The 23,766-nt window shown below is 70.1% G+C and carries 25 protein-coding genes and 1 pseudogene; 7 read left to right on the top strand and 19 right to left on the bottom strand.

Translation table 11 applies throughout. The features are described 5' to 3' along the window. Nucleotides 1–13: 13 nt before the first annotated feature. On the top strand, nt 14–1,006 hold the full coding sequence (locus JOL79_RS15980) for a tyrosine recombinase XerC (RefSeq protein WP_372446782.1): 993 nt from the start codon (nt 14–16) through the stop codon (nt 1,004–1,006). Nucleotides 1,007–1,081: 75 nt separating this feature from the next. Here the strand turns inward: JOL79_RS15980 and JOL79_RS15975 are convergent. The 10 genes and pseudogenes from JOL79_RS15975 to rpsP form a co-directional block, all read right to left on the bottom strand. Further along, nucleotides 1,082–1,654 (bottom strand): annotated as a pseudogene (locus JOL79_RS15975) (murein hydrolase activator EnvC family protein); the annotation flags it as partial. Nucleotides 1,655–1,855: 201 nt separating this feature from the next. After that, nucleotides 1,856–2,179, bottom strand: a complete 324-nt coding sequence (locus JOL79_RS15970) for a DUF2469 domain-containing protein (RefSeq protein ID WP_067184127.1) — start codon at nt 2,177–2,179, stop codon at nt 1,856–1,858. A 39-nt stretch (nt 2,180–2,218) separates the two neighbouring features. Further along, entirely contained in the window at nt 2,219–2,944 is a 726-nt protein-coding gene (locus tag JOL79_RS15965; RefSeq protein ID WP_210156588.1) for a ribonuclease HII, read from the bottom strand. Nucleotides 2,945–3,022: 78 nt separating this feature from the next. Beyond that, nucleotides 3,023–3,646 (bottom strand): signal peptidase I, encoded by a 624-nt coding sequence (gene lepB / locus JOL79_RS15960; protein WP_210156587.1) that lies wholly within the window; start codon nt 3,644–3,646, stop codon nt 3,023–3,025. 4 nt (nt 3,647–3,650) lie between these two features. Next, the gene (gene lepB / locus JOL79_RS15955; protein WP_372446781.1) at nt 3,651–4,499 is read right to left on the bottom strand and encodes a signal peptidase I; all 849 of its coding nucleotides are present in this window, start codon (nt 4,497–4,499) and stop codon (nt 3,651–3,653) included. A gap of 138 nt (nt 4,500–4,637) precedes the next feature. Further along, the gene (gene rplS, locus JOL79_RS15950; RefSeq protein ID WP_210156586.1) at nt 4,638–5,003 is read right to left on the bottom strand and encodes a 50S ribosomal protein L19; all 366 of its coding nucleotides are present in this window, start codon (nt 5,001–5,003) and stop codon (nt 4,638–4,640) included. Between the two features lie 150 nt (nt 5,004–5,153). Next, nucleotides 5,154–6,017: a tRNA (guanosine(37)-N1)-methyltransferase TrmD gene (gene trmD, locus JOL79_RS15945; protein ID WP_210156585.1), complete on the bottom strand. Its 864-nt coding sequence runs from the start codon at nt 6,015–6,017 to the stop codon at nt 5,154–5,156. Between the two features lie 9 nt (nt 6,018–6,026). Continuing rightward, nucleotides 6,027–6,545: a ribosome maturation factor RimM gene (gene rimM, locus JOL79_RS15940; RefSeq protein WP_210156584.1), complete on the bottom strand. Its 519-nt coding sequence runs from the start codon at nt 6,543–6,545 to the stop codon at nt 6,027–6,029. 103 nt (nt 6,546–6,648) lie between these two features. Beyond that, nucleotides 6,649–6,891 carry an RNA-binding protein gene (locus tag JOL79_RS15935; protein WP_210156583.1) on the bottom strand — a complete coding sequence of 81 codons (243 nt, stop codon included), beginning with the start codon at nt 6,889–6,891 and terminating at the stop codon, nt 6,649–6,651. A gap of 1 nt (nt 6,892) precedes the next feature. Then, a complete protein-coding gene (rpsP, locus tag JOL79_RS15930; protein ID WP_210156582.1) occupies nt 6,893–7,348 on the bottom strand; it encodes a 30S ribosomal protein S16 in 456 nt (151 codons plus the stop codon). 285 nt (nt 7,349–7,633) lie between these two features. Between rpsP and JOL79_RS15925 the strand changes: the two genes are divergently transcribed. Further along, nucleotides 7,634–8,197: a DUF4232 domain-containing protein gene (locus JOL79_RS15925; RefSeq protein ID WP_210156581.1), complete on the top strand. Its 564-nt coding sequence runs from the start codon at nt 7,634–7,636 to the stop codon at nt 8,195–8,197. Nucleotides 8,198–8,234: 37 nt separating this feature from the next. Here JOL79_RS15925 and ffh read toward each other — a convergent pair whose 3' ends face one another. The 5 genes from ffh to JOL79_RS15900 form a co-directional block, all read right to left on the bottom strand. After that, nucleotides 8,235–9,779 (bottom strand): signal recognition particle protein, encoded by a 1,545-nt coding sequence (gene ffh / locus JOL79_RS15920; protein WP_210156580.1) that lies wholly within the window; start codon nt 9,777–9,779, stop codon nt 8,235–8,237. 92 nt (nt 9,780–9,871) lie between these two features. Then, entirely contained in the window at nt 9,872–10,423 is a 552-nt protein-coding gene (locus JOL79_RS15915) for a GTP-binding protein (protein WP_210156650.1), read from the bottom strand. A 7-nt stretch (nt 10,424–10,430) separates the two neighbouring features. Next, the gene (locus JOL79_RS15910) at nt 10,431–10,811 is read right to left on the bottom strand and encodes a DUF742 domain-containing protein (protein ID WP_307848544.1); all 381 of its coding nucleotides are present in this window, start codon (nt 10,809–10,811) and stop codon (nt 10,431–10,433) included. Between the two features lie 2 nt (nt 10,812–10,813). Next, entirely contained in the window at nt 10,814–11,239 is a 426-nt protein-coding gene (locus JOL79_RS15905) for a roadblock/LC7 domain-containing protein (protein ID WP_269143816.1), read from the bottom strand. Beyond that, nucleotides 11,236–13,905 carry a sensor histidine kinase gene (locus JOL79_RS15900; RefSeq protein ID WP_230984829.1) on the bottom strand — a complete coding sequence of 890 codons (2,670 nt, stop codon included), beginning with the start codon at nt 13,903–13,905 and terminating at the stop codon, nt 11,236–11,238. Before JOL79_RS15900 ends, JOL79_RS15905 begins: the two co-directional genes overlap by 4 nt. 572 nt (nt 13,906–14,477) lie before the next feature. On the opposite strand from JOL79_RS15900, the gene JOL79_RS15895 reads away from it, so the two are divergent. The 5 genes from JOL79_RS15895 to JOL79_RS15875 are packed head-to-tail and all read left to right on the top strand — an operon-like array spanning nt 14,478 to nt 18,747. Further along, entirely contained in the window at nt 14,478–15,449 is a 972-nt protein-coding gene (locus JOL79_RS15895; protein WP_210156647.1) for an ABC transporter substrate-binding protein, read from the top strand. Between the two features lie 17 nt (nt 15,450–15,466). Beyond that, nucleotides 15,467–16,204, top strand: coding sequence for an ABC transporter permease (locus tag JOL79_RS15890; RefSeq protein ID WP_307848543.1), 738 nt, complete (start codon nt 15,467–15,469; stop codon nt 16,202–16,204). Beyond that, nucleotides 16,186–16,983: an ABC transporter permease gene (locus JOL79_RS15885; protein ID WP_307848542.1), complete on the top strand. Its 798-nt coding sequence runs from the start codon at nt 16,186–16,188 to the stop codon at nt 16,981–16,983. The genes JOL79_RS15890 and JOL79_RS15885 overlap by 19 nt, the downstream gene beginning before the upstream one ends. A gap of 9 nt (nt 16,984–16,992) precedes the next feature. Beyond that, nucleotides 16,993–17,760: an ABC transporter ATP-binding protein gene (locus JOL79_RS15880; protein WP_210156577.1), complete on the top strand. Its 768-nt coding sequence runs from the start codon at nt 16,993–16,995 to the stop codon at nt 17,758–17,760. Beyond that, entirely contained in the window at nt 17,761–18,747 is a 987-nt protein-coding gene (locus JOL79_RS15875; RefSeq protein ID WP_230984827.1) for a methyltransferase, read from the top strand. Nucleotides 18,748–18,819: 72 nt separating this feature from the next. On the opposite strand, the gene JOL79_RS15870 is transcribed toward JOL79_RS15875, so the two are convergent. The 4 genes from JOL79_RS15870 to JOL79_RS15855 form a co-directional block, all read right to left on the bottom strand. Continuing rightward, a complete protein-coding gene (locus JOL79_RS15870) occupies nt 18,820–19,380 on the bottom strand; it encodes a GTP-binding protein (protein ID WP_210156644.1) in 561 nt (186 codons plus the stop codon). A 7-nt stretch (nt 19,381–19,387) separates the two neighbouring features. After that, nucleotides 19,388–19,828, bottom strand: a complete 441-nt coding sequence (locus JOL79_RS15865; RefSeq protein WP_372446780.1) for a DUF742 domain-containing protein — start codon at nt 19,826–19,828, stop codon at nt 19,388–19,390. A 140-nt stretch (nt 19,829–19,968) separates the two neighbouring features. Further along, nucleotides 19,969–20,391, bottom strand: coding sequence for a roadblock/LC7 domain-containing protein (locus tag JOL79_RS15860; RefSeq protein ID WP_269143815.1), 423 nt, complete (start codon nt 20,389–20,391; stop codon nt 19,969–19,971). Then, entirely contained in the window at nt 20,388–23,690 is a 3,303-nt protein-coding gene (locus tag JOL79_RS15855) for a sensor histidine kinase (RefSeq protein WP_307848541.1), read from the bottom strand. The genes JOL79_RS15860 and JOL79_RS15855 overlap by 4 nt, the downstream gene beginning before the upstream one ends. Nucleotides 23,691–23,766: the final 76 nt, after the last annotated feature.

The raw sequence follows: 23,766 nt of genomic DNA, 5'->3' as shown, positions 1-23,766 counted from the left end.
TCCGGAGGCAGCCGTGGTTCCGGAAGCGGCCGTGGTTCCGGAACCGGCCGTGGTTCCGGAACCGGCTGGGCGGACCGCGCCGGGATTCGACTCCGTCCGGGAGGCGTTCGAGCGGCATCTTCGCCTGGAACGCGGTCTGTCCGCGCACACGATCCGGGCGTATATGGGCGACGTGACGTCGCTGCTGGCGCATCTGGCGGCGGCGGGTCACGACAGCGTGGAGAGCCTGGGGGCCGAGGGGCTGGGGGTCGCGGCGCTTCGAGCGTGGCTGGGGGACCAGCACCGGGCCGGTCGATCCAGGTCGACGCTGGCGCGGCGGACCGCCTGCGCCAAGACCTTCACCGCCTTCTGCCATCGCCGAGGCTGGCTGGCCGCCGACCCGGGCCTGCTGCTCGGCACCGCCAAGGCGACCCGCGACCTGCCACCGGTGCTCGACCAGGCCGAGGCCGTGGCCATGCTGGACGGCACCGGCACCGGCACCGGCCCCGGCACCTGTGACCCCAGGGACCTGCGTAACCAGGCGATGGTGGAACTGCTCTACGCCACCGGCATGCGGGTGAGCGAACTGTGCGGCCTCGACGTGGACGACGTCGACCGCGAGCGGAACACAGTGAGGGTGCTCGGCAAGGGCGGAAAGGAGCGAACGGTTCCCTTCGGCTTTCCCGCCCTGCGGGCCCTCGACGCCTGGTGCGTACGCGGCCGGCCCCTGTGGCTCCGCGACGGCAGCGGGCCTGCCCTCTTCCTCGGCGTCCGCGGCGGCCGTATCGATCAGGGGACCGTGCGTCGCGTCGTCCACGCCCGGCTCGGCCGGGTCGAGGGCGCCCCGGACATGGGTCCGCACGGATTGCGCCACAGTGCCGCCACGCATCTCCTGGAAGGCGGAGCGGACCTGCGCTCGGTGCAGGAGATGCTGGGCCACGCGTCGCTCGCCACCACGCAGATCTACACCCATGTCTCCATCGAACGGCTCCAGGCCGCCTATCGGCAGGCGCATCCCCGAGCCTGACGGGAGCGCGGCGTCCGGCCGGTGGGGCAGAAGACGCACCTGTCCCCGGCCGAAGAGGAGCAGCGGATCCAGGTAGAGATCACCGCGTAGCAGGCCCCAGTGGAGGCACGATCGCGCGCAGTGACTCGTGTCGTCCTCCAGGACACCGATCACGTCGCCGGCCGTGACCGTGTCCCCGGGGCGGACCGACGCCCGGACCGGAAGGTAGGTCGTGCGGAGCCCGTCGGCATGGACGACGGTCACGACTCCACGCCCGGCCAGCAGACCGGCGTATCCCACGGTGCCGGGACCCGCCGCCAGGACCTCCTCCCCCGGACGTGCCGCGAGATCCACACCTCGATGTCCGCGGAGCCACCGCTGCGCCGGAGCGTCGAAGGGCCGGATGACGGGCGGCCGCCCCGGCAAGGGCTGTCCTGGCGGCCGCCTCGGCAGGAGCCGTCCTGGGGGCTGGCCTGGCGACAGCCGTCCCCGCAACGGCCACCGCCATGGCGTCCCGCCGGGGTCTCCCACCGCTCGGATCCGCGGCGCGGTTCCCACGCCCGCCACCGGCCCTCGCGGAACGCCTGGGGTGACGGCCGGTGCGACCCCGAAGTCGATGACGCCGGCGATCAAGACGGCGACCAGAGGGACGACCAGGAACGCGCGCATGCCCCAAGCCTTCCGTCCCACCGCCACCGGGACGCGCCCGAACGCCGTTCTGTGGACAGCGGCGGGTGGGAAGGCGGGACGGGTTCAAAAGCACAAAGCCGGCGGGACGGACCCGCGGACAGGGAAGCGGGGCCCAACCGGGAGGCGAGCCTCAGCCGGATGGAACTTGGCCGAGGGACGGACTCAGCCGGGAGACGGGCCTCAGCCGGAGAAGCCCTCCTTGGGCATCTCCAGATCTGGCTTGGCGAGCTCCTCGACATTGACGTCCTTGAAGGTCACCACCCGGACGTTCTTCACAAACCTCGCCGGGCGATACATGTCCCACACCCAGGCGTCCTGCATCTTCACGTCGAAGAAGACGTCGCCGTTCTCGGCCGTGCGCACGTCGAGGTCGACCGAGTTGGTCAGATAGAAACGGCGCTCCGTCTCGACGACATAGGTGAAGAGCCCCACCACGTCGCGGTACTCCCGGTAGAGCTGCAACTCCATCTCGGTCTCGTACTTTTCGAGATCTTCCGCGCTCATCCCGGTCCTCCTCTTCCGCACCCGGTCGAGATCACCCGATCAGACGACACCGGCCCCGACCCCATTCTCGTGCATGTCCCCATCCTGCCCCGTCCACGGGTCCGCGTCCGGGATCTCAGATCCACGAGTCACCCTGGCCACCGTCACGAACGAGAACCGATGATGGGGGCTCGGTCCGTGCACGGCCAAAGCGCGTCGATGGGCCGGCGTCACATAACCCTTGTGCGCGGCGAAGCCGTACTGCGGGTGATGATCCTCCAGCCCGAGCATGATCCGGTCTCTCGTGACCTTGGCCACGATGGAGGCCGCGGCCACACAGGCGGCCACCTGATCGCCCTTCCACACGGCCAGCGACGGCGCGGGAAGACCGGCCACGGGGAACCCGTCCGTGAGAACGTAGCCGGGGTCGATCCCCAGCCCCGCGACGGCCCTGCGCATCCCCGCGATGTTGCACTTGTGCAGCCCCCGCGCGTCGATCTCCTCTGGTGGGACGACGACCACGCTGACCGCGCGGGCCGTGGCGGTCACCTGCTCGTACAGGCGTTCGCGGACGGCCTCGCCGACGAGCTTGGAGTCCGTCAGCCCCTCGATGTCCCGGCCGAGGACGACGGCCGCGACCACCAGCGGACCGGCACAGGCGCCCCGTCCCGCCTCGTCGACTCCGGCGACCGGGGTGAACCCCCGCCGGGCCAGGGCTCGCTCGTAGCCGTAGAGTCCCGAATCCCGCCGTACGACGCTGGGGCGCGGGCGATAGGCAGCTGTCATGACGACTAGCAGATTACGCCCCATTCGGCCCGCGCGATACGGCACCAACCGTCCCGTACGACAAAGCCGCAGCTGAAATCAGTGGACCTGGCCGAAAGTCGCGGGATCGGACAGCCACGAAAGGCGGGACAGCGGCCAGTAGCGGGCGAAGGCGCGCCCGATGACGTCGTCCACGGCGATCGTGCCGTCGTGGCCGTCGTCCATGTGCATCCGCGAGTCGGCCGAGTTGGAACGGTTGTCACCCATCAGCCAGAGCCGCCCCTGGGGGACCTTGACGTCGAAGTCGCGGCCCGAAGGGTAGGCGCCGGGGTAGAGGTACTTGTTCTCCTCGTCGAGGGGCACGCCGTTCACGGTGATCCGCCGCTGGGCGTCACAGCACACGACGTGGTCGCCGCCGATCCCGATGACCCGCTTGATCGTGTCCTCGCCGTCCCAGCCCCGGAAGACGACGATGTCGCCCCGGTCGACGGAGCCCAGCTTGTACGCGAGCTTGTTGACCACCACGCGATCGTTGATCAGCAGCGTGTTCTCCATCGACTCGGACGGGATGTAGAACGACTGCAGGACGAACATGTGGACGAGCACCGCCACGACGATGCCGCCGAGCGTGAACAGTGCGGTCTCGCGCAGGCTGGAGCCCTTCTTGGGTGACGGCTCGCCGTCCGCTCCGCCTTCCTCGACGCTGTTTCCGGCCGTCGTCATCGGGCTACCGCCTCGCCCGGCCGCGCGACGCCCGCCGCCTGAAGGCCAGCCGTCTGCCCACGGCCATCAACGGGAGCGCCGCGGCGAATCCCCCGACGAAGGGCGCCGCGCCCGCCGCGAGGGCCAGCGCGGGCTGGGAGAACGTCTCGGGGATCGACAGCACGGTCGCCCGGTCGAACGGCCAGACGATGACGAAGGCACGGCCGACGACCTTGTCAGCCGGGATCGTGCCGCCGCCTGGATCGCCCTGGTGCCGGCGCGAGTCGAAGGACACCGAGCGGTGGTCGCCCATCACCCAGAGCCTGCCGGGCGGGACCGTGACCTCGAACTGGTCCGTCGACGGGGCGTCTCCCGGATACAGGTACGACTTCTCGTCGAGCGGCACGCCGTTAACCGTGACCCGGCCCTGGGCGTCGCAGCACTTGACCTTGTCACCGGGCACGCCGATGACGCGCTTGATGTAGTCCTTCTCGCCGGGCACCATCCCGAACGCCGTCCCGACCCAGCGGAGGGCCCCGGTGACGACGTTGGACGGAGGCTCGATCTGCACCTCGGGGTCCCAGGAGTCGAGCCCGGAGAACACCACGATGTCGCCGCGATGGATGTCTCTGACGTGGTAGACGAGCTTGTTGACCAGCACCCGGTCGTTGACGAGCAGTGTGTTCTGCATCGACTCGGACGGGATGTAGAACGCCTGGACGACGAAGGATTTGATCAGCAACGCCAGGGCGAGGGCGACCACGATGAGGACGGGGAGCTCCCGCCAGAACGAGCCCCTCTTGCCGCCACCCTCGGCGGTCTGCTTGACGTCTTCGGCGACCACGTCCACCCCGTCCTTGGCGGGGACGGACACACGCCTGTCCCCGACCTTCCTCTAGCCATCGCTGCTGAGCCTAGATGATGTCCATGCCCGTCACGCGTCGCGGACGCGGCCTGTCCGGCAAAAGAAAGTGGTCCGCACCTGCGGGCGCGGACCACCATCCTCTGTCGCCTACTTGCCGGCCGGCAGCGCCTCACGCTTCTCGCGGATGCGGGCGGCCTTACCGCGCAGGTCACGCATGTAGTAGAGCTTGGCGCGGCGGACGTCGCCACGGGTGACCACGACGATCTTCTCGATCACGGGGCTGTGCACCGGGAAGGTGCGCTCGACGCCGACGCCGTAACTGACCTTGCGGACCGTGAACGTCTCACGGATGCCGCCGCCCTGGCGGCGCAGGACGAAGCCCTTGAACACCTGGATACGGGACCGGTTGCCCTCGATGACGCGGACGTGGACCTCCAGCGTGTCGCCCGGGCGGAAGCTCGGTACGTCGCTGCGGAGGGCAGCCTTCTCGATCTCCTGGATCTGCGTGTGCATGGCAGCGGTTCCTCGTTGGCAGGGGCACACGGAGGTCCGCCCGGCCGAACCCGTGGCTCGGCGGCGAAGCGGACGCGCATGCTTGGCTTGATACGTCTGATGTGCCGCCCGACGCCGTACCTCGCGGTCGGGAAAGTGGGCAGCAGCGACTCAGTCTGCCATATCTTCGGGCCCGGGGCGAAACGACGGGGCGGATCCCTCGGCGCCCGCCGGGTCGTCCTGAGCGGGACGCCGCTCCCCGAACTCCTCGATCACCTGCCGGTCGCGCGCGTCGAGGGCGTCCCGGCCGGGCCCGGCGAGAAGGTCGGGCCGGTTCGCCGCGGTGCGGCGCAGCGCCTCGTCACGGCGCCACCGCGCGATCTTCCCGTGGTGTCCCGACAGCAGCACGTCGGGCACCTCGTGCCCGCGCCACACCGGCGGCTTCGTGTAAACGGGGCCCTCAAGCAGGTTGGCCATGGCCCCCGGCGCGAAGGAGTCGTCGGCCACCGAGCGAACGTTGCCCAGGACCCCGGGCAGCAGCCGTCCCACGGCCTCGACCATCACGAGCACGGCGGCCTCTCCCCCGGCCAGCACGTAGTCGCCGATGCTCACCTCGTCGACGCGCAGCCGGGTGCCGTACTCCGCCACGACCCGAGAGTCGATGCCCTCATAGCGGGCCGGGGCGAACAGCAGCCAGGGCTCCTTGGCGTACTCGAGGGCCACCTCCTGGGTGAACGGCCGCCCGCTGGGTGTCGGGACGACCATCCGGGGCGATCCGGACGGCTCCCCGCCCTCGGCCGAACGGCCCAGGTCGATGACCGCGTCGACGGCCTCGCCCCAGATCTCGGGCTTCATGACCATGCCGGGCCCGCCGCCGTACGGCGTGTCGTCGACGGTCTTGTGGACGTCATGCGCCCAGTCGCGGAGCTGGTGGAGGTGGATGTCGAGGATGCCGCGCTCGCGCGCCTTGCCCATGAGGGAGACGTCCAGGGGCGCGAAGTACTCCGGGAAGATCGAGATGATGTCGACCCGCATGACCGGCCCCTACTCCGTCTCGCCGGAGTCGAGCAGGCCGGGCGGGGCGTCCACGACGAGCACACCCCGTTCGAGGTCGATCTCGGGCACGAGCTGCCGGACGAACGGCACGTACGCCTCTCCACCGGCCGGCCGGTCGATCACCAGCAGGTCCTGCCCGTGGTGGAGGACGTCGGCGACCTCGCCCACGCGCTCACCCCCGGCCGTGACGACGGCCAGGCCGATGAGCTGATGGTCGTGGAACTCGTCGGGGTCCTCGGACGGCGGGATCTCGGCGGAGTCGATGACGAGCAGGGTGCCCCGCAGGGCCTCGGCGGCGTCCCGGCCGGCCACGCCCGCCAGCGTCAGCAGCAGGATGTCCCTGTGCCACCGCGCCCGCTCGACCGTTAACGGGCCCCTGGAGGCCGGCTCGGTCGCCAGGACGGATCCCGCGGCGAACCGTGCCTCGGGATCGTCGGTCCGCACCTCGACCGTGACCTCTCCCCGCACCCCGTGCGGTCGGCCGATCCTGCCAACGACAAGCTGCACGTGACGCCCTCTTCCTACACCGCTCGCCGGATCCATCCCCGTGCGGCACCGAAAAAACGAACCGGGGGACCTCAGAACGAGGTCCCCCGGCGTGAGGTTCTCCTCAGCGGGCCTCGTCCAGGTCAACCAGGTCGATCCGCACGTACTTGCCGTTCGACAGGGCGTTCACGACGGTGCGCAGCGCCCTGGCGGTACGACCGCCGCGGCCGATGACCTTTCCGAGATCCTCGGGATGCACCCGGACCTCGAGGACGCGCCCGGTGCGGACGCGCCGCGCCCGGACCCGGACCTCGCCGGGGTGCTCGACGATGCCCTTGACCAGGTGCTCGAGGGCCTCCTCGAGCACCTCAGGCCTCGCCTTCCGACTTCTCCTCAGCGGGGGCCGGGGCCTCGGCGGTCTCGTCGGCCTTGGCGGGCTTCCGGCTCTTCTTCGGAGTGGTGGCGGCGCTCGCGTCGCTCGACAGCGTCTCGCGGGCGGCGGCCTCGTAGGCGGCGTGCCGGTCGGGCCGGGGCTCGGCCACCTGGAGCGGGGTCGCCGGAGCCGGCTCGCCCTTGAACTTCTGCCAGTCGCCGGTCAGCTTGAAGATCTTGAGGACCGGGTCGGTCGGCTGGGCGCCGACGCCGAGCCAGTACTGCGCCCGCTCGGAGTCGACCTCGATGCGCGAGGGGTTCTCCTTCGGGTGGTAGAGGCCGATCTCCTCGATCGCACGGCCGTCACGCTTGTTGCGGGCGTCGGCGACGACGATGCGGTACTGCGGGTTGCGGATCATTCCGAGCCGCTTGAGCTTGATCTTGACTGCCACGGGTGTGGTCTCTCCTGCATTAGAGCGTGGGTGAGCGGTGTCGCATCGAGTGGGGCACGATGGGAGCCCGCCCGAGGGACAGGCGCGACCGGCGGGGGTGAGAGGGCACCCGCCTGGTCACGATGTTCCAGCCTGACATTCTGCCAGATGATTCGGGCTGCTCGGCCAAGAGACGGCACCGAGTCGGCCTGGTTTTCCCACGGTCCGCGACATCCGCGGCCGCCGGTCCGGCCCCGGACGCCCGCCGGCGCGAACGAAAGCGCCGCTTTCCGCATCCAACACTGCATGGAACGAAACAGACTCGCCATCCGACTCGCCGCGGCCGCCGGGCTGCTGCTCGGCGCCGCCGCCTGCGCGACCCCCGCCCCCTCCGCCTCCCTGAACGGCGTCACGGCGAAGGCCGCCGCCGAGAGCGCCGCCCAGACGACCTCGTCGGCCGTACGGCGCTGCCGCACCACCGCGCTCAAGGCCAAAATCGACGGCCAGGACGCGGGGGCGGGGCAGCGCTACGCGGCGCTGGTCCTGACCAACACCTCGTCGTCGGCCTGCTGGGTCTACGGCTACCCCGGCCTTATCATGATCGACTCGCATGGAGACGCGCTGCGCACCCGCGTCCGCAGGGAGAGCGCCCGGCCGCACCGGGTGACGCTGCGGCCGCGCGCGAGCGCCCACGCGCGGCTCCACTGGACCGTCGTGCCGAACGGGGCCGAGACCAGGTGCCCGTCCGCCGCCCGGCTCATGGTCATCCCCCCGGACGAGACGGCGCATCTGGAGATCCCGTTCCGGGCCGCCCCCTGCGACGACGGCCGGATCGACGTGACGCCGCTGGCCCCCGGATCACACATCTGATCCGGCGCATCTTGGTCCGGCGCGGCGGACGGCGTGGCTACTTCTGGCCGGGCAGGTCCAGCTTCGAGGGATCGAACCCGGGCGGGAGCTTGAGGCCCGGCGGGAGCTGGCCGCCGCCGAGGTTGCCGAGGACACCCTTGGGCGCCTTCGGCGTGTCGGCCGCTCCTCCCGCCGCCTTGCCGAGCGCGGACTTGCGGGGGTCGCCGCTGACCCGGCGGCCCTTCTTGGCCTTCTGCGCCTTCTGCTGCTTGCGCCCGCCCGGCATGCCGGGGATGCCGATGCCCTGGGTCATCCGGCGCATCATCTTCTGCGCCTCGAAGAAGCGGATGACGAGGTTGCCGACCTCGGTGACCGTGACTCCGGAGCCGCGGGCGATGCGGGCGCGACGCGACCCGTTGATGACCTTGGGGTCCTGGCGTTCGGCCGGAGTCATGGACCGGATGATCGCGGCGATGCGGTCGAGGTCGCGGTCGTCGACCTGGTTGAGCTGGTCGCGCATCTGCCCCATGCCGGGCATCATGCCGAGCAGATTCTTGATCGGGCCCATCCGGCGGACCATCATCATCTGCTCGAGGAAGTCCTCGAGGGTGAAGCCGTCGCCGGAGACGAGCTTGTCCGCCATCTTGGCGGCTTCCTGCTCGTCGAAGGTCTTCTGGGCCTGCTCGATCAGGGTGAGGATGTCACCCATGTCGAGGATCCGGCCCGCCATGCGGTCGGGGTGGAAGGCGTCGAAGTCCGCCAGCTTCTCACCGGTCGAGGCGAACATGATCGGGCGGCCGGTGACGTGCCGTACGGACAGGGCGGCGCCGCCGCGGGCGTCGCCGTCGAGCTTGGTCAGCACGACGCCGTCGAAGCCGACCCCCTCCATGAACGCCTGGGCGGTGCTGACCGCGTCCTGGCCGATCATGGCGTCGAGCACGAACAGGACCTCGTCGGGGCTGACGGCGTCGCGGATGTCCGCGGCCTGCCGCATCAGCTCCTGGTCGATGCCGAGACGGCCGGCGGTGTCGACGATCACGACGTCGTGCTGCTGGCGGCGGGCGTGCTCCACCGACTGCCGCGCCACGGCCACCGGGTCGCCCACGCCGTTGCCCGGCTCGGGGGCGAAGACGGCGACCTCGGCCCGCTCGGCCATGACCGCCAGCTGCTGGACGGCGTTGGGGCGCTGCAGGTCGCAGGCGACGAGCAGCGGCGCGTGCCCCTGGTCGCGGAGCCACTTGGCGAGCTTGCCGGCGAGTGTCGTCTTACCCGATCCCTGGAGGCCCGCGAGCATGATCACGGTGGGCGGCGTCTTGGCGTACCGCAGGCGGCGGGTCTCCCCGCCGAGGATCTCGATGAGCTCGTCATTGACGATCTTCACGACCTGCTGCGCCGGGTTGAGCGCCTGGGACACCTCGGCGCCGCGGGCGCGCTCCTTGACCCGGGCCACGAAGTCCTTCACGACCGGCAGGGCGACGTCCGCCTCGAGGAGCGCGATGCGGATCTCTCGGCAGGTCGCGTCGATGTCGGCGTCGGAAAGCCTGCCCTTGGACCGAAGCGAGGAGAAGACCGAAGTCAGCCGGTCGGAAAGCGTCTCGAACACGTGTTTGGCCAGCCTCGAAGCGAATGGACGGGGTCAGTGAACCAACAGCGACTCCAGCCTAGCCGCCCACGCGGCGTGCGTGCCCGAGCCGTTTACCAGGGCGCCCCCACATGAGTGGTCAGGGCGTGCTCGACGAGGGTGATCAGGGTGCTTTTGACGGCCTCCCGGTCACGGGCGTCGGTGCGGACGACGGGGACGTGCGAACCGAGGGTGAGGGCCTCGCGCAACTCGTCCTCTCCGTGGGAGTACTGGCCGTCGAACCCGTTCACCGCGACGATGAACGGGAGGCGGGCCTCCTCGAAGTAGTCCACCGCCGGGAAACTGTCCGCCAACCGGCGCGTGTCGACCAGCACCACCGCACCGATCGCCCCACGCACCAGGTCATCCCACATAAACCAGAACCGATGCTGACCCGGCGTCCCGAACAGATACAAAATCAAATCCCGGTCCAACGACACACGACCGAAATCCATCGCCACCGTCGTCGTCGTCTTGTGCGGCGTCAACCCCACATCGTCGATCCCCGCCGACGCGTCGGTCATCACCGCCTCCGTCGTCAACGGCACGATCTCCGAAACCGCCCCCACAAACGTGGTCTTCCCCACGCCGAAACCCCCGGCCACGACAATCTTCGTCGAGGTCAGGCCACGACTAGAGCCTGCGAAGTCCACTGAGCACCCTTTCCAGCAAGTTGCGATCCGGCTTGCCCGCGTCCAGCTGCGGCTGATGCACCTGCAGCAGTCCCTCGGCCGCCATGTCCGCGATGACCACACGTGCGACGCCGAGCGGAACCCGCAGCAGGGCGGACACCTCCGCCACCGACCGCACCTGACGGCACAGCGCGCTGATGGCGCGGTATTCGGGCGGCCGGTTGGACAGGTCGAGGTGCATGGTGGTCGCCGACGAGACCAGTGCCTCCAGCGCGAGCTGCATGCGGGGCGCGGTCCGTCCTCCGGTGACCGTGAACGGGCGTACGGGCGACGCGGGCTCCTGGGAGTGGGGGGCGCCGGGCGGCTGCCCCCACGGATCCACCGTCACCTCCTCGGGTGCGAGGATTGGAGCTCGGCGCGGAGTGCCGGGGTGAGCACCTGCCCGGCACGGTCGACCAGGAGCGCCATCTGGTAGGCGATGAGGCCGAGGTCGGAGTCGGCGGAGGCCAGGACCGCGAGACAGGACCCGTCGCTGATCGACATGATCAGCAACAGCCCCCGCTGCATCTCCACCACCGTCTGCGTCACCGGGCCCCCCTCGAACACCCGGGAGGCACCCTGCGTCAAACTGATCAAACCCGCCGCGACCGCCGCCAACTGATCAGCACGATCCTTGGGAAACCCGTCGGAGAACGCCAACGGCAACCCGTCCGACGACACCACCACCGTGTGCGCCACCCCGGGCACGGAGCTGACGAAATCACTGATCAGCCAGTTGAGGCCGCGTGCGGCCTGGCTCATCTCCCTCATGCTTGCTCCCCACTCCTCGTCCGATAGCCCTGGTCCTCACTGATCTCGCCGCGGGCCACGGCCCGGCCCTGCCGCACGCCCTGCTGCAGGCTCGACAGCCGGCTCCTGGCCCGGTCGGGCGACAGGGCGGGCGCGGGCGCGGGCGCAGCCGGAGGCGGGCTTGGGTCGGCGGAGCCGGGCACGAGGTTGGCCTTGGGCACCCGCTTCGGCAGGCCGGAGGTGGTCTTGCCCTCCCACGACGGCTTCTCGGTCGCGGCGGCGGCCGCCTGCCATCCGGCGTCGACCGCCGTCTCCTGCTGCCACTGCGACGCCGGTTCGGCGACCGGGGGCTTGCGGAACCACGCCGACTCCACCGAGGCGAAGATCGGCAGGAACTCGTCGGTGCTCGACGGGGCCGGCGGGGCCGACATCGGCGGCGTCGCGCTCACGGCGGGCATGGGACCGGTGGCCGCGTCGTCGTAGTCGTGGCGTCGGCGCCGCGCCGGTGGCGGCTGCCAGGCCGACGTCGGCCCGCCGGAGGCCGGCATGCCTCCCGGACCGCCAGGAGAGCCGGGACCGCCGGAAGAGCCCAGGGAGCCCATAGAGCCCAGAGAGTTCGCCGACGGCGGGAGGCCGGGCGGCAACGCGACCGGCCCCGTGCCGGATATCGACGACAGGCCGCCCGGGCCCATCGCGATCGGCTGCGACCAGTTCGCCTGCTCCGCCTGAGGGCTCCAGCTCGGCGCGTACGAGCCGGACAGTGAGCCGGGCATCGAGCCGCCCATGGAGGAGGGGATCGGCGACAGGCTCGTTCCGATCAGCGTCTCGGGCAGCAGCACCATGGCGGTCAGACCACCGCCGTCGTGCGGGCGGAGCTGCACCCGGATGCCGTTGCGCAGCGCGAGACGGCCGACCACGAAGAGGCCCATGCGCCGGGACACCGACACGTCCACGACCGGCGGGTTGGACAGCCGCCAGTTGGCCTGGACGATCTCCTCGGGAGTCATCCCGATCCCGGAGTCGGTCACCGACACCATCACGCCGCCGCCGTCGATCCGGTTGCCCGACACGATGACGCGGGTGTCGCGGGCGGAGAAGGCAAGCGCGTTCTCGACCAGCTCGGCCAGCAGGTGGATGACGTCGTTGACGGCCTGCCCGGCGATCGACACGTCGGCCGGGATGTTCAGCACCACCCGCTCATAGCCCTCGACCTCGGAGAGGGACGCCCGGATCACGTCGGTGATCTCGACGGGCTGGCTCCATCGGCGGGCGGGTTCCTGGCCGGCGAGGACCAGGAGGTTCTCACTGTTGCGGCGCATGCGCGTCGCCAGGTGGTCGAGCTTGAACAGGTTTCCGAGCCGCTGCTCGTCCTGCTCGCCCTGCTCCAGGCCGTCGATCAGGGTGATCTGCCGTTCCACCAGGGTCTGCGTGCGGCGGGACAGGTTCACGAACATGGCGCTGATGTTGCTGCGGAGCTGGGCCTCGTCACCGGCGAGCCGTACGGCCTCGCGGTGGACCTCGTCGAAGGCCCGGGCCACTTCCCCGATCTCGTCGGTCGAGCCGACCCCGATCGGCTGGACCTCCGGCGGCCCGCTCGTGCTGTCGGACTCGCGCATGCGCTGGACCAGGTCGGGCAGGCGGTGTCCGGCGATCTCCAGCGCCTCGGTGCGCAGCCGCCGCAGCGGGGTCACCAGCGACCGGGCCACGGCGGCGGTCACGAGCAGGACGACCAGGAGGACGATGACGACCAGGGTGACGTTGAGGGCGGCCAGATTCCGGTCCGACTCCTGGAAGCCGGCGCTCCTGGAGATGATCGACGAGCTCAGCTGCTTCTCGACCTCGTGCATCTTGTCGAGCTTCGAGCTGACCGCGGTGAACCACCGCTCGGTGTCGTCACTGCGGTTCTCCAGCCGCCGCAGCGTCTGTCCGTGCTTCTGCAGGTAGTTGGCGCGCAGCCGGTAGAACTCGGACCGGTCGACCAGGGTGCCCGTGACTGTGTCGTCGTAGAGCTGCCGCTCGGTGGGGCCCGCCGACGCCACGAACGACTCGTACTCGCTCGCCTCACGCGACTGGGCGCTGAGGAAGGCGTCGAACTCCGCGTCGCCGAACATCCCCTTCGCCAGGCCGTCGCCGAGCAGCGAGCGCTGCTTCGACGCCTCCTCCTCCGCCCGGGCGAGGGCCGCCACCGCGGTCATGCTCGCCGTGAGCTGCTCGTCCACGCCGCCCTGGACGGTCTCGTCGTAGAGGCGCAGGACGTCGGCCACGAGCTGGGAGTACTTGTCGTGCGCGGGCAGCGGGGGGATCTGCGACTTGAGCGCCGTGTCCCGCAGGGTGTCGAGCTCGCTGAGGCGGTCCTTGAGGTGGCCGATGCGCTGCCGGCCGAGGTCGCCGAAGGCGTCCCCGGCCACTCCCGCCTTCACCCGCACCTGCTCGGCCGCCGCGTCCACGGAGTCGTACTGGTTGTGGATGAGGTCGAGGGCCGGACCTCCCGGGCGGCCCATGGCGATATACCTGGTCGACAGGTCGCGTTCGAGCTGGAGTTCGTGCGCCAGATTACTCAATCCGGACACGAGGTCGGCGACCTCTCGAACACGCTGATATTCGGCGGCGCTGCCGATCGAGGTCGCCACCCGCAATCCGCCCAGTACGACCGCCGCGAGCGTGGGAATCAGGATGAGCGCGATCAACCGCGACCTCACCCGCCAATTGGCGAGCTTGAAACGCCTCTCCCCCGATGAGGCTGGTTCGGCGGCCGGCTCCGGACCGTCGGGCGTCCCCGGGCGGCCCACTGCCGGAAGGGCCTCCGGCTGGACGCGGCTCGCATATGTTGCCGTACTCACTGGTCGCAACCCCTCGCGCCGGTTCCGGCAAAGAAATACGGATGGGTGTCTCTAACAAGTTCGGGGCAATTTGAGCATAAGCCTAAGAGCTACACCAATAGCACCGAAACTTTGGCACGGTCCAGAGTCAGGAATGGGCCTCCCGCCAGGACGTTCGCGCGGCCCCGCGCGAGGCAGCCGACGGTGCGCCCGACACCGACGCGCCACCTTCCCGCGTTCCATCGGTCCAAAGCACCATTTCCCCTCTATCCTCCACGATCAGGGCACACGGCAACTTCTTCACTAATTTGGTGACAAAGACCGCCGATTCGTGTTAAGTCAGAGGCGGCTCCGCTACGCTCTCGCCCTCAAGAGAGATCACCTTCAATGAAGGCGCCCCAGCTCACTTCACCTAGGGAGACTCGGTGAGACGCTCACTTATGGGCCATACTTTTCTGGTTCTCATGGCGTCCGTAATTACGCTCACGGCATGTAGCGGGTCGGACACGGGCTCAACCAGCACAAATGCGAATGGTCCCGAAAAAACAACCCTTAAGGTTGGAATCCTCCCCATTCCGGACGCCGCACCCATTCAGATCGCGATCGACAAGGGTTTCTTCAAGGAAGAGGGGCTGTCGATTGATCTGTCCATCGAAGAGGGTGCCGCGAAGGCCCTGCCGAAGGTGGCGGGAGGCACTCTCGACGTGACCCTGGCGAACTATGTGTCGGCCTTCTCCATCCAGCAGGCCGGGCTGGGCAAGTTCAAGATCATCGCGGACAGCTTCCAGGCCGCCCCCGACACGTTCGTGATCATGGTGGCCAAGGACTCCCCGATCAAGACTCCCGCCGACCTGGCCGGCAAGAAGATCGCGGTCAACACGCTGAACAACATCGGCACCCTGGCCGTCACGCAGACGCTCAAGGTCAGCGGCGTCACGGTCAACCCGAGCCAGTTCGTGCCGATGCCTCTCCCCGACATGGCCGCCGCCCTCAAGAACGGCACCGTCGACGCCGCCTGGATGGCCGAGCCGTTCATCTCGATCAACCAGAAGCAGGGCGCCCAGAAGCTGGTCGACTCGATGGCCGGGCCGACGGCCGACTTCCCGGTCGCGGGCTGGGGCGTCTCCGAGGACTTCTACAACAAGAACCCCAAGACCGTCGCCGCCTTCCAGCGCGCGGTCGCCAAGGCACAGCAGCTCGCGTCGACCGACCGCAAGGTCGTCGAGGCGGCACTGCCCAAGTACTCGAAGATCGACGCGGCCACGGCGGCCGTCATCACCCTCGGGAAGTACCCGACCACCCTGAACGAGGGGCGCCTGCAGCGGGTCGCCGACCTCATGACGGAGCTCGGTTATCTCAAGGGCCACTTCGACGTGAAGCCGCTGATCGCCGCCCCGTCCACCGCGGGATGAGAACCAGAAGCACGCGCGTGCTCCGCGGCGCCGTCGGCGTCGCGGGGCTGCTCGTGGCGGCCGAGCTCGCGCTCCGCGCCGGCCACGTCACCCTGCTCCCCCTCGTCTCCACCGTTCTCCTGCGCGCCGCCGAGCTCACCGTCGACGGCGAGTTCCTCAGCGCGGCGGCCTCGACCCTGGCCTCCTGGGCCGCCGGGCTCGCGCTGACCGTGGCGGTCGGCATCCCGATCGGCCTGCTTCTCGGCGCGATGCCGAAGGTAGAGGCGGTCGTCCGGCCTCTGATCGAATTCCTGCGCCCGATCCCGTCCGTGGCGCTCATCCCCCTCGCCATCCTCGTGTTCACCGAGCAGCTCCACCTGCGGGCCGCCATCGTCATCTACGCCGCCTGCTGGCCCGTCCTCATCAACACCATCTATGGGTTGAAGGACGTCGACCCGGTGGCCAAGGAGACGCTGCGCAGCTTCGGGTTCGGGCCCCTCGCCGTACTCGTGCGGGTCTCCCTGCCGAGTGCCGCGCCGTTCATCGCCACGGGGATACGGCTGGCCGCTTCCGTCGCGATCGTCCTCGCGGTGAGCGTCGAGCTGGTCGCGGGCGGCACCGACGGCGTCGGCGTCTACATCATCAAGGCGGGCGGCGGTGGGCGTACCGATCTTATGATCGCCGCGACCGTGCTGACCGGCCTGTTCGGCCTGCTGGTGAACGTGGCCTTCGTGGCCGTCGAGCGAAAGGTGTTCCGGTGGCGGCACGCTCGTTAGGCGTCGTCGGCGCCCGCGTCGTCGTCGTGGCCGCGGCGGCGGCCCTGTGGGAACTGGTGACCAGGCTCGCCGCGCAGCCGTACTTCCCGGCGCCGTCGACCATCGTCCCGCGCATGTACGAACTCTGGTTCTCCGGGCCCGTGACCCACGTCTTTCTCACCGATGACGCGCTCGACACCTTCCCGCCGAGCCTCGGCCGGCTGCTCGTCGGCTGGGTCGCCGCCAGCCTGGCCGGCATCGTGCTGGGCCTGGCCATCGGCCGCTCGCGGGTGCTGTCCGACTTCCTCGATCCGGTGATCGACTTCGGCCGGGCGGTGCCGCCGCCCATGCTGGTGCCCATCTTCTTCGCGCTGTTCCGGATCGGCACGCCGACGCAGATCGCCACGATCGTCTTCGGCGTGATCTGGCCGGTGCTCATCAACGCCGTCGACGGGGCCGCCACCGTCGACCGCCAGCACCTGGAGACGGCCAAGGTCTTCGGCCTGTCGCGCCCGCAGGTCATCGGGCGCATCATCGTCCCGTCCGCCATGCCGAAGATCGTCGCCGGGCTGCGGCTGAGCCTCTCCCTGGCCCTGATCATGATGGTGATCTCCGAGCTCGTCGGGAGCACCAGCGGCATCGGGTACCGGCTGATGACGGCCCAGCAGAACTTCCTCATCACCGACGTGTGGGGATGCATCGTGCTGCTCGGCGTCCTCGGCTACCTGCTCAACTCCTCGTTCCTCCTCGTGGAGAACCGGATCCTCGGCTGGCACAGCCGCGCCCGGCAGAACGCATAGGAATACGCCATGCTCGAGATCATCGATGTGACCCACACGTACGGCGCCTACCAGGCGCTCGGCGGCGTGAAACTGACCCTGGCTGAGGGGGAGCTGGTCTGCGTCGTCGGTCCCTCCGGCTGCGGCAAGTCCACGCTGCTGCGCTGCGTGGCCGGCCTCGTCCAGCCGACCGGGGGCCGCATCCTGCTGGACGGGGTGCCCGTCTCCCAGACACCCGACAACCTGGCGGTCGTCTTCCAGGACTACAGCCGGTCGCTGTTCCCGTGGATGTCGGCCGCCGCGAACGTGGCGCTCCCCCTGCGCCGCAAGGGCATGGACCGGGCCAGCCGCCGCACCGCCGCCATGGAGGCGCTGGAGCAGGTGGGCCTGGCCGGGGCCGCCGGCAAGTATCCGTGGGAGATGTCCGGCGGCATGCAGCAGCGGGTCTCCATCGCCAGGGCGCTGGCCTACCGGCCCTCCCTGCTGCTCATGGACGAGCCGTTCGGCTCCGTCGACGCGCAGACCAGGGAGGACCTGGAGGATCTCGTCCTGCGCGTCTGCGCCCACCACGGTATGACGATCATGCTGGTCACCCACGACATCGACGAGAGCGTGTACCTGGGAGACCGCGTCGTCGTCCTGAGCCGCTCCCCCGGCACCGTCGCAGGTGACCTCCAGGTCTCGCTTCCCTCCCCGCGCGACCAGATCGCCACGCGGGAACACGAGACCTTCGTACGGCTCCGCGCCGAGGTCGGACGCCTCATCCGCGGCAACCAACTATCCCCCCAGGAGACATAGTTGTCCGAAGTAATCAACCAGGCCATCTCCGGAATCTCCCGGTTCGCGGCGATCCACACCATGGCCGAACTGGGCTGCGCCGACCATCTGGCCGAAGGTCCTCTCGGAGTCGACGAGCTCGCCCTGCGCTGCGGTGCCCAGCCGGTCGCCCTCGGACGCGTGCTGCGGCAGCTCGCCGCCCTCGGGCTCGTGCGCACGGTCGATCCGGGCGTGTACGCCCTGACGGAGGACGGCGCGGCCCTGCGCAGCGACGTGCCCGGCTCGCTGCGCTCCTCCATCCGCATGGTGGGTGAGGAGAGCTTCTGGTACGCCCTGGGCAACCTGCCGAGCACCGTGCGCCGGGGACGCCCGGCGATGGTGGAGCGGTTCGGGCCCGTCTACCAGTACCTCGCCGCGAACCCCGAGACCGGCCGGCTGTTCGACGACTACATGACCTCCAGGTCCGCGCCCTTCATCGAGGCCGCCACGGCCTACGACTTCTCGGGCGTGCGGACCCTCGTCGACGTGGGCGGGGGCAAGGGCCACAACCTCGCCGCCATCATGACCGTCAACCCGGAGCTGCGGGGGATCCTGTTCGACCAGGAGCACGTGACTCCGGGTGCGCGGACGGCCCTGGCCGAGCTCGGCGACCGGTGCGACGTCGTCTCCGGTGACTTCTTCGCGCAGGTCCCCGCGGGCGGCGACGCGTATTTGCTGGCGAGCGTCATCCACAACTGGGACGACGATGACGCCGTGCGGATCCTCACCAACGTGCGTACCGCCCTGGCGCCGGGAGGGCGGGTGCTCCTGCTGGAACTGGTGATTCCCGAGGACGACGAGCCGCACTTCGCGAAGGACATCGACATGCGGATGCTCGCGCTGCTCGCGGGCGGCACCGAGCGCACCGCCGCCGAGTACGCGGCGCTGCTGGAGAAGGCCGGGCTGCGGATGACCGGTGTCGTGACCGTGCCGGGCGGGGCGAGCGTCATCGAGGCGCGACCGGTCTGACCGGTCCTGTTCACGCTGTCCCGGCAGACCATCCCGGTCGTGCCCGGAAACGGGCCGGCCGGGAGGGCGGGTTCAGCCGCCGACGCCGGGGACGGCGACCCGCATGGTCAGGGCGTGCTCGACGAGGGTGATCAGGGTGCTTTTGACGGCCTCCCGGTCACGGGCGTCGGTGCGGACGATGGGGACGTGGGAACCGAGGGTGAGGGCCTCGCGGATCTCCTCCTCCCCGTGCGCATGGCGACCGTCGAATCCGTTCATGCCGACCACGAAGGGGAGGCGGGCCTCCTCGAAGTAGTCCACCGCCGGGAAACTGTCCGCCAACCGGCGCGTGTCGACCAGCACCACCGCACCGATCGCCCCACGCACCAGGTCATCCCACATAAACCAGAACCGATGCTGACCCGGCGTCCCGAACAGATACAAAATCAAATCCCGGTCCAACGACACACGACCGAAATCCATCGCCACCGTCGTCGTCGTCTTGTGCGGCGTCAACCCCACATCGTCGATCCCCGCCGACGCGTCGGTCATCACCGCCTCCGTCGTCAACGGCACGATCTCCGAAACCGCCCCCACAAACGTGGTCTTCCCCACGCCGAAACCCCCGGCCACGACAATCTTCGTCGAGGTCAGGCCACGACTAGAGCCTGCGAAGTCCACTGAGCACCCTTTCCAGCAAGTTCAGATCCGGCTTGCCCGCGTCCAGCTGCGGCTGATGCACCTGCACCAACCCCTCGGCCGCCATGTCCGCGATGACCACCCGCACCACGCCGAGCGGAACCCGCAGCAATGCCGAGATCTCCGCCACCGACCGCACCTGACGGCACAGCTGGCAGATCGCCTGACGCTCCGGGGTGAGGATGGACAGGTCCTGGTGGACCGATGTCGCGGAGGACACGAGTGCCTCCATGGCCAGCTGCATCCGCGGCGCCGTACGTCCCCCGGTCACCGCGTACGGCCGTACCAGGGAGCTCTGCTCCGCCGGCGCGGGCGACGCGGCGGCGCCCGGATTCGTACCGCCGTAGTGCCGGTGGGCGTCGTCCACCGGCGGATAGGGCTCACCGTTCCAGCCGCCTGCCACAACGTCCTCCTGACCTTTTCGTGCTCGCTGCGGGACTTGAGCGGCCCCCGGCCGCTCCGTTCCCAAGGCCGTCCGCTCAGCTGAGCGTCCTCAGGTGTGCCGTGCCGCCACCGGAGCGGGGCTCCGACGGGAGACGCCGGTCAGCGCGGGTGTGCCGACTGCAGCTCGGCGCGGACCGCCGGGGTCAGCACCTGCCCGGCACGCTCGACCAGCAAGGTCATCTGGTACGCGATGAGGCCCATGTCCGAGTCGGCGGAGGCCAGCACCGCGAGACAGGACCCGTCGCTGATCGACATGATCAGCAACAGCCCCCGCTGCATCTCCACCACCGTCTGCGTCACCGGACCCCCCTCGAACACCCGGGAGGCACCCTGCGTCAAACTGATCAAACCCGCCGCGACCGCCGCCAACTGATCAGCACGATCCTTGGGAAACCCGTCGGAGAACGCCAACGGCAACCCGTCCGACGACACCACCACCGTGTGCGCCACCCCGGGCACGTTGTTCACGAAGTCCGTTATCAGCCAATTAATGCCGCGGGCGGCCTGGCTCATCTCCCTCATGTGTCCTCCTTCTCGGTGTCCTGGGCATGTGGGTCGCCCAGGGGCGCCGCCCCGGGATAGCCCTGGTCCTCACCGGCTTCCCCGCGGGCGACGGCCCGGCCCTGCCGGATGCCCTGCTGGAAGCTGGAGAGCCTGTTGCGCACCCGCTCAGGAGAGAGCGAGGGCGGCGGAGAAGCCGGCGCCGCCGGGGCGGCGGGCTCCTTCGAGGGGGCGGGAGCCGTGGCGGAGCCGGGCACGAGGTTGGCCTTGGGCACCCGCTTCGGCAGGCCCGAGGAGGTGACCCCGCCGAGGGTGGGCTCACTCGCGGCCTTGGCGGCCTGCCAGCCCGCGTCCGCGGGGGACGTCCACGACCGCGCCTCCGGCTCCTCGGCGTCCGACTCGCCCTTCTCCGCCGGAAGGTCCACCTTCTTGAACCAGTCGGACTCCACGGCGGCGAAGATCGGCAAGAACTCCTCCTCCGCTTCGAGCGGCGAGGTGCGCACGACGGGAAGCGGACCGGTGTTGTCCTCTCCCTCGAACGACCCGCGTCCCGGCCAGCCGCCGGTGTTCTCCTGGCTCGGCGCGGCGCCCGTGCCGCCGCCCGGCGGAGGCAGATGCCCCGGCCACGGCGTGTCGACCGGCGCCTCACCCGCACGGCCCCGGCTGAAGGGGTTCGTGTCGAACGGCGACACGTCGAAGGTGGTCGTCTCGAAGGGATCCCTCTCGGCGGGACCAGAGGCGGGACGCCCCGGGACGGGTCCCGAGATGGGGCCGGAATCGAACGGGCTCCGCGCGAAGGGGTCCGACGGGCTGGCAAGGTCTCCCGCGGGCATGCCGAACGCCCCGCTTCCGAAGGGATCCATCTGCGAGGGCCCTTGACCCCCGCCGGCGAAGGGATTGCGCGCGAACGGATCGGATTCGGCCGCCGGGCCGCCGCCGAACGGGCTTCCGAAGGGGTCGGCCGGAGCGTCCGGCGATCCCGGCCGGTCACCACCCGTACCGAAGGGGCTGCGAGCGAACGGATCGGCGTCCGCGGAGGGACGCTCGAACGCCCCAGTGCCGAAGGTGTTACGGGAGAACGGGTCGGACTGCCCGCCCGCGGTCTGCCGGGGGAACTTCTCGAACGGCCCCCGCTCGAACGGGTCGGCGTTCGGCGTGCCCACGCCCGGGGCGTCGGCGCCGAACACCGGGGTGCGCGGAGGGCCATCTCCCGGTGTCGGGCTGGCCAGCGCCGGCGCGCCGAACTGCGCCCCCGCGCCGATGGCGGGCATCGGGCTGGTGAGCTCGGGCTGCGGCATGCCCGGCACACCCGGGAAAGCGGGACCGCTCTGGGCGAGCAGCGACTCGGGCAGCAGCACCATGGCGGTCAGGCCGCCGGTGTCCTGCTGACGCAGCTGCACCCGGATGCCGTGCCGCAGCGCCAGACGACCGACCACGAACAGGCCCATGCGCCGGGACACCGACACGTCCACGACCGGCGGGTTGGCCAGCCGGTAGTTCGTCTGCGCCAGCTCGTCGGGGGTCATGCCGATGCCCTGGTCGCTGACCGAGATGATGAGGCCGCCGCCGTCGATCCGGTTGCTCGACACCGTGACCTTGGTCTCCCGCGGGGAGAACGAGATGGCGTTCTCCACCAGCTCGGCCACGAGGTGGACGACGTCGTTGACCGACTGGCCGACGACCGCCGCCCCGGGCTGGACCTGGAGGTTCACCCTCTCGTAGTTCTCGACCTCCGACAGCGAGGCGCGGACGACGTCGACGATCGGTACCGGCTGACCCCAGCGCCGGGTGGGCTCCTGGCCGGCGAGGACCAGGAGGTTCTCACTGTTGCGGCGCATGCGCGTCGCCAGGTGGTCGAGCTTGAACAGGTTTCCGAGCCGCTGCTCGTCCTGCTCACCCTGCTCCAGGCCGTCGATCAGCGAAAGCTGCCGTTCCACCAGGGTCTGCGTGCGGCGGGACAGGTTCACGAACATCGCGTTGACGTTGCTGCGCAGCCGGGCCTCGTCACCGGCGAGCCGTACGGCCTCGCGGTGGACCTCGTCGAAGGCCCGGGCCACTTCCCCGATCTCGTCTCTCGCGACGACGCCGATGGGCGCGATCGCCGGGATCTCCGCGCCGTCGCCGGCCTCGCGTAGCCGCTGGACCGTGTCGGGCAGCCGGTGACCGGCGACCTCCAGTGCCTCGCGGCGCAGCCGGCGCAGGGGGCGGACGAGAGACTGCGCGACGCCGGTCGTGATGAGCAGGACCGCGATCAGCAGCGCACCGACGGCCACCGCGACGATGATCGCGCGGCGCTGCTCGTCGTCCTTGAGGACCTGGCTGCGGGCCACGATGGCGGCCGTCAGCTTCGCCTCGACGGTGCGTATCCGGTCGATCGGCTGCGTCATCGCGTCGTACCACTCGCGGGTGTCGTCGCGGGACGTCTGGTCGAGATGGTCGAGCGAGAAACCGGCGTTGGCGCGGTCGAGCACCAGCGTGCGGAGGAACTCCGCCTGGTCGACCTGGCCGCCGGTGACCGTGTTGTCATAGGCGGCCCGCTCGTCCCGGGTGGCGTTCTTGCGGAAGGTGCGCTGCTCGTTGGTCTGGTCGGAGACCGCGCCCAGGAAGTCCTGGAGCTGGGCCTGCTCGAACCGGCCCACCGGCAGCACCGTCGTGAGCAGGCCGCGCTGCACGGAGGCGGCCTCCTTCTCCTTGGCGAGCGCCGAGAGGGTCACCGACATCGCGGCCAGCTGGTCGTCCTGGGTGCCCTTGGCGAGCTCCTCCTGGAGGGCGAGCAGGTTCTCGATCACCAGTGAGTACTGCTGGAGCACCGCGCTCGGCAGCAGCCTCCCCTGCACCGCCTGCTGGCGGAGCGGCTTGAGGCTGTCCAGCTTGGTGAGGATGTGGTCGAGCTCGTCGGCGGCACGGCTACCGATGGCGGAGTGCACCTCGTCGGCCAGATCCCTGACCGGGGTGACCGCCTTGTCCGCGAGCACGATCTGCGCGTTGACCGCGGCGGTCGCCTTCTGCGGCCTGCCGATCGTCGCGTTCCAGGCGGCCCGGTCGCGCTCGGCCTGCAGCTCGTGGGTCAGCCCGGCGACCCGGTCGACCAGCCGCGCCAGGTCGTTGGTCTGCTGGTACTCGGCGGCGGTGTTGACTGAGGTCACGACACGGAGCCCGCCGAGCAGCAGCGCCGCCAGGGTCGGAATGAGGATGAGCGCGACCAGCCGGGAACGCACCCGCCAGTTGCGCAGCAGAAGCCTGCTTCCCTCGTCTGGCTCCTGCTCGGGCGGCACCTCGGTCCCGCGGTCCTCGTCAGTCCGGGGGTCTTGTGTCGTCACAGGCTTCGCAACCTCTCGCCGTATCCGCGCGCAGGGAAAGTGTCTCACCACGGTTGGGGCTGTCGTGACACAAGAG

This window comes from Microbispora oryzae, assembly GCF_017896165.1.
Lineage (GTDB): Bacteria > Actinomycetota > Actinomycetes > Streptosporangiales > Streptosporangiaceae > Microbispora > Microbispora oryzae.
Note: the sequence above shows the minus strand (reverse complement) of the source record. Positions and strands in the feature narration are given on the sequence as shown.

What these genes read in the sequence shown, in the direction of transcription:
- JOL79_RS15970 (WP_067184127.1), bottom strand. Translation starts at nt 2,179, where the DNA reads ATGAGCGCGGAAGATCTCGAAAAGTACGAGACCGAGATGGAGTTGCAG.
- JOL79_RS15965 (WP_210156588.1), bottom strand. Translation starts at nt 2,944, where the DNA reads ATGACAGCTGCCTATCGCCCGCGCCCCAGCGTCGTACGGCGGGATTCG.
- lepB (WP_210156587.1), bottom strand. Translation starts at nt 3,646, where the DNA reads ATGACGACGGCCGGAAACAGCGTCGAGGAAGGCGGAGCGGACGGCGAG.
- rplS (WP_210156586.1), bottom strand. Translation starts at nt 5,003, where the DNA reads ATGCACACGCAGATCCAGGAGATCGAGAAGGCTGCCCTCCGCAGCGAC.
- trmD (WP_210156585.1), bottom strand. Translation starts at nt 6,017, where the DNA reads ATGCGGGTCGACATCATCTCGATCTTCCCGGAGTACTTCGCGCCCCTG.
- JOL79_RS15925 (WP_210156581.1), top strand. Translation starts at nt 7,634, where the DNA reads ATGGAACGAAACAGACTCGCCATCCGACTCGCCGCGGCCGCCGGGCTG.
- JOL79_RS15905 (WP_269143816.1), bottom strand. Translation starts at nt 11,239, where the DNA reads ATGAGGGAGATGAGCCAGGCCGCACGCGGCCTCAACTGGCTGATCAGT.
- JOL79_RS15895 (WP_210156647.1), top strand. Translation starts at nt 14,478, where the DNA reads ATGGGCCATACTTTTCTGGTTCTCATGGCGTCCGTAATTACGCTCACG.
- JOL79_RS15880 (WP_210156577.1), top strand. Translation starts at nt 16,993, where the DNA reads ATGCTCGAGATCATCGATGTGACCCACACGTACGGCGCCTACCAGGCG.
- JOL79_RS15860 (WP_269143815.1), bottom strand. Translation starts at nt 20,391, where the DNA reads ATGAGGGAGATGAGCCAGGCCGCCCGCGGCATTAATTGGCTGATAACG.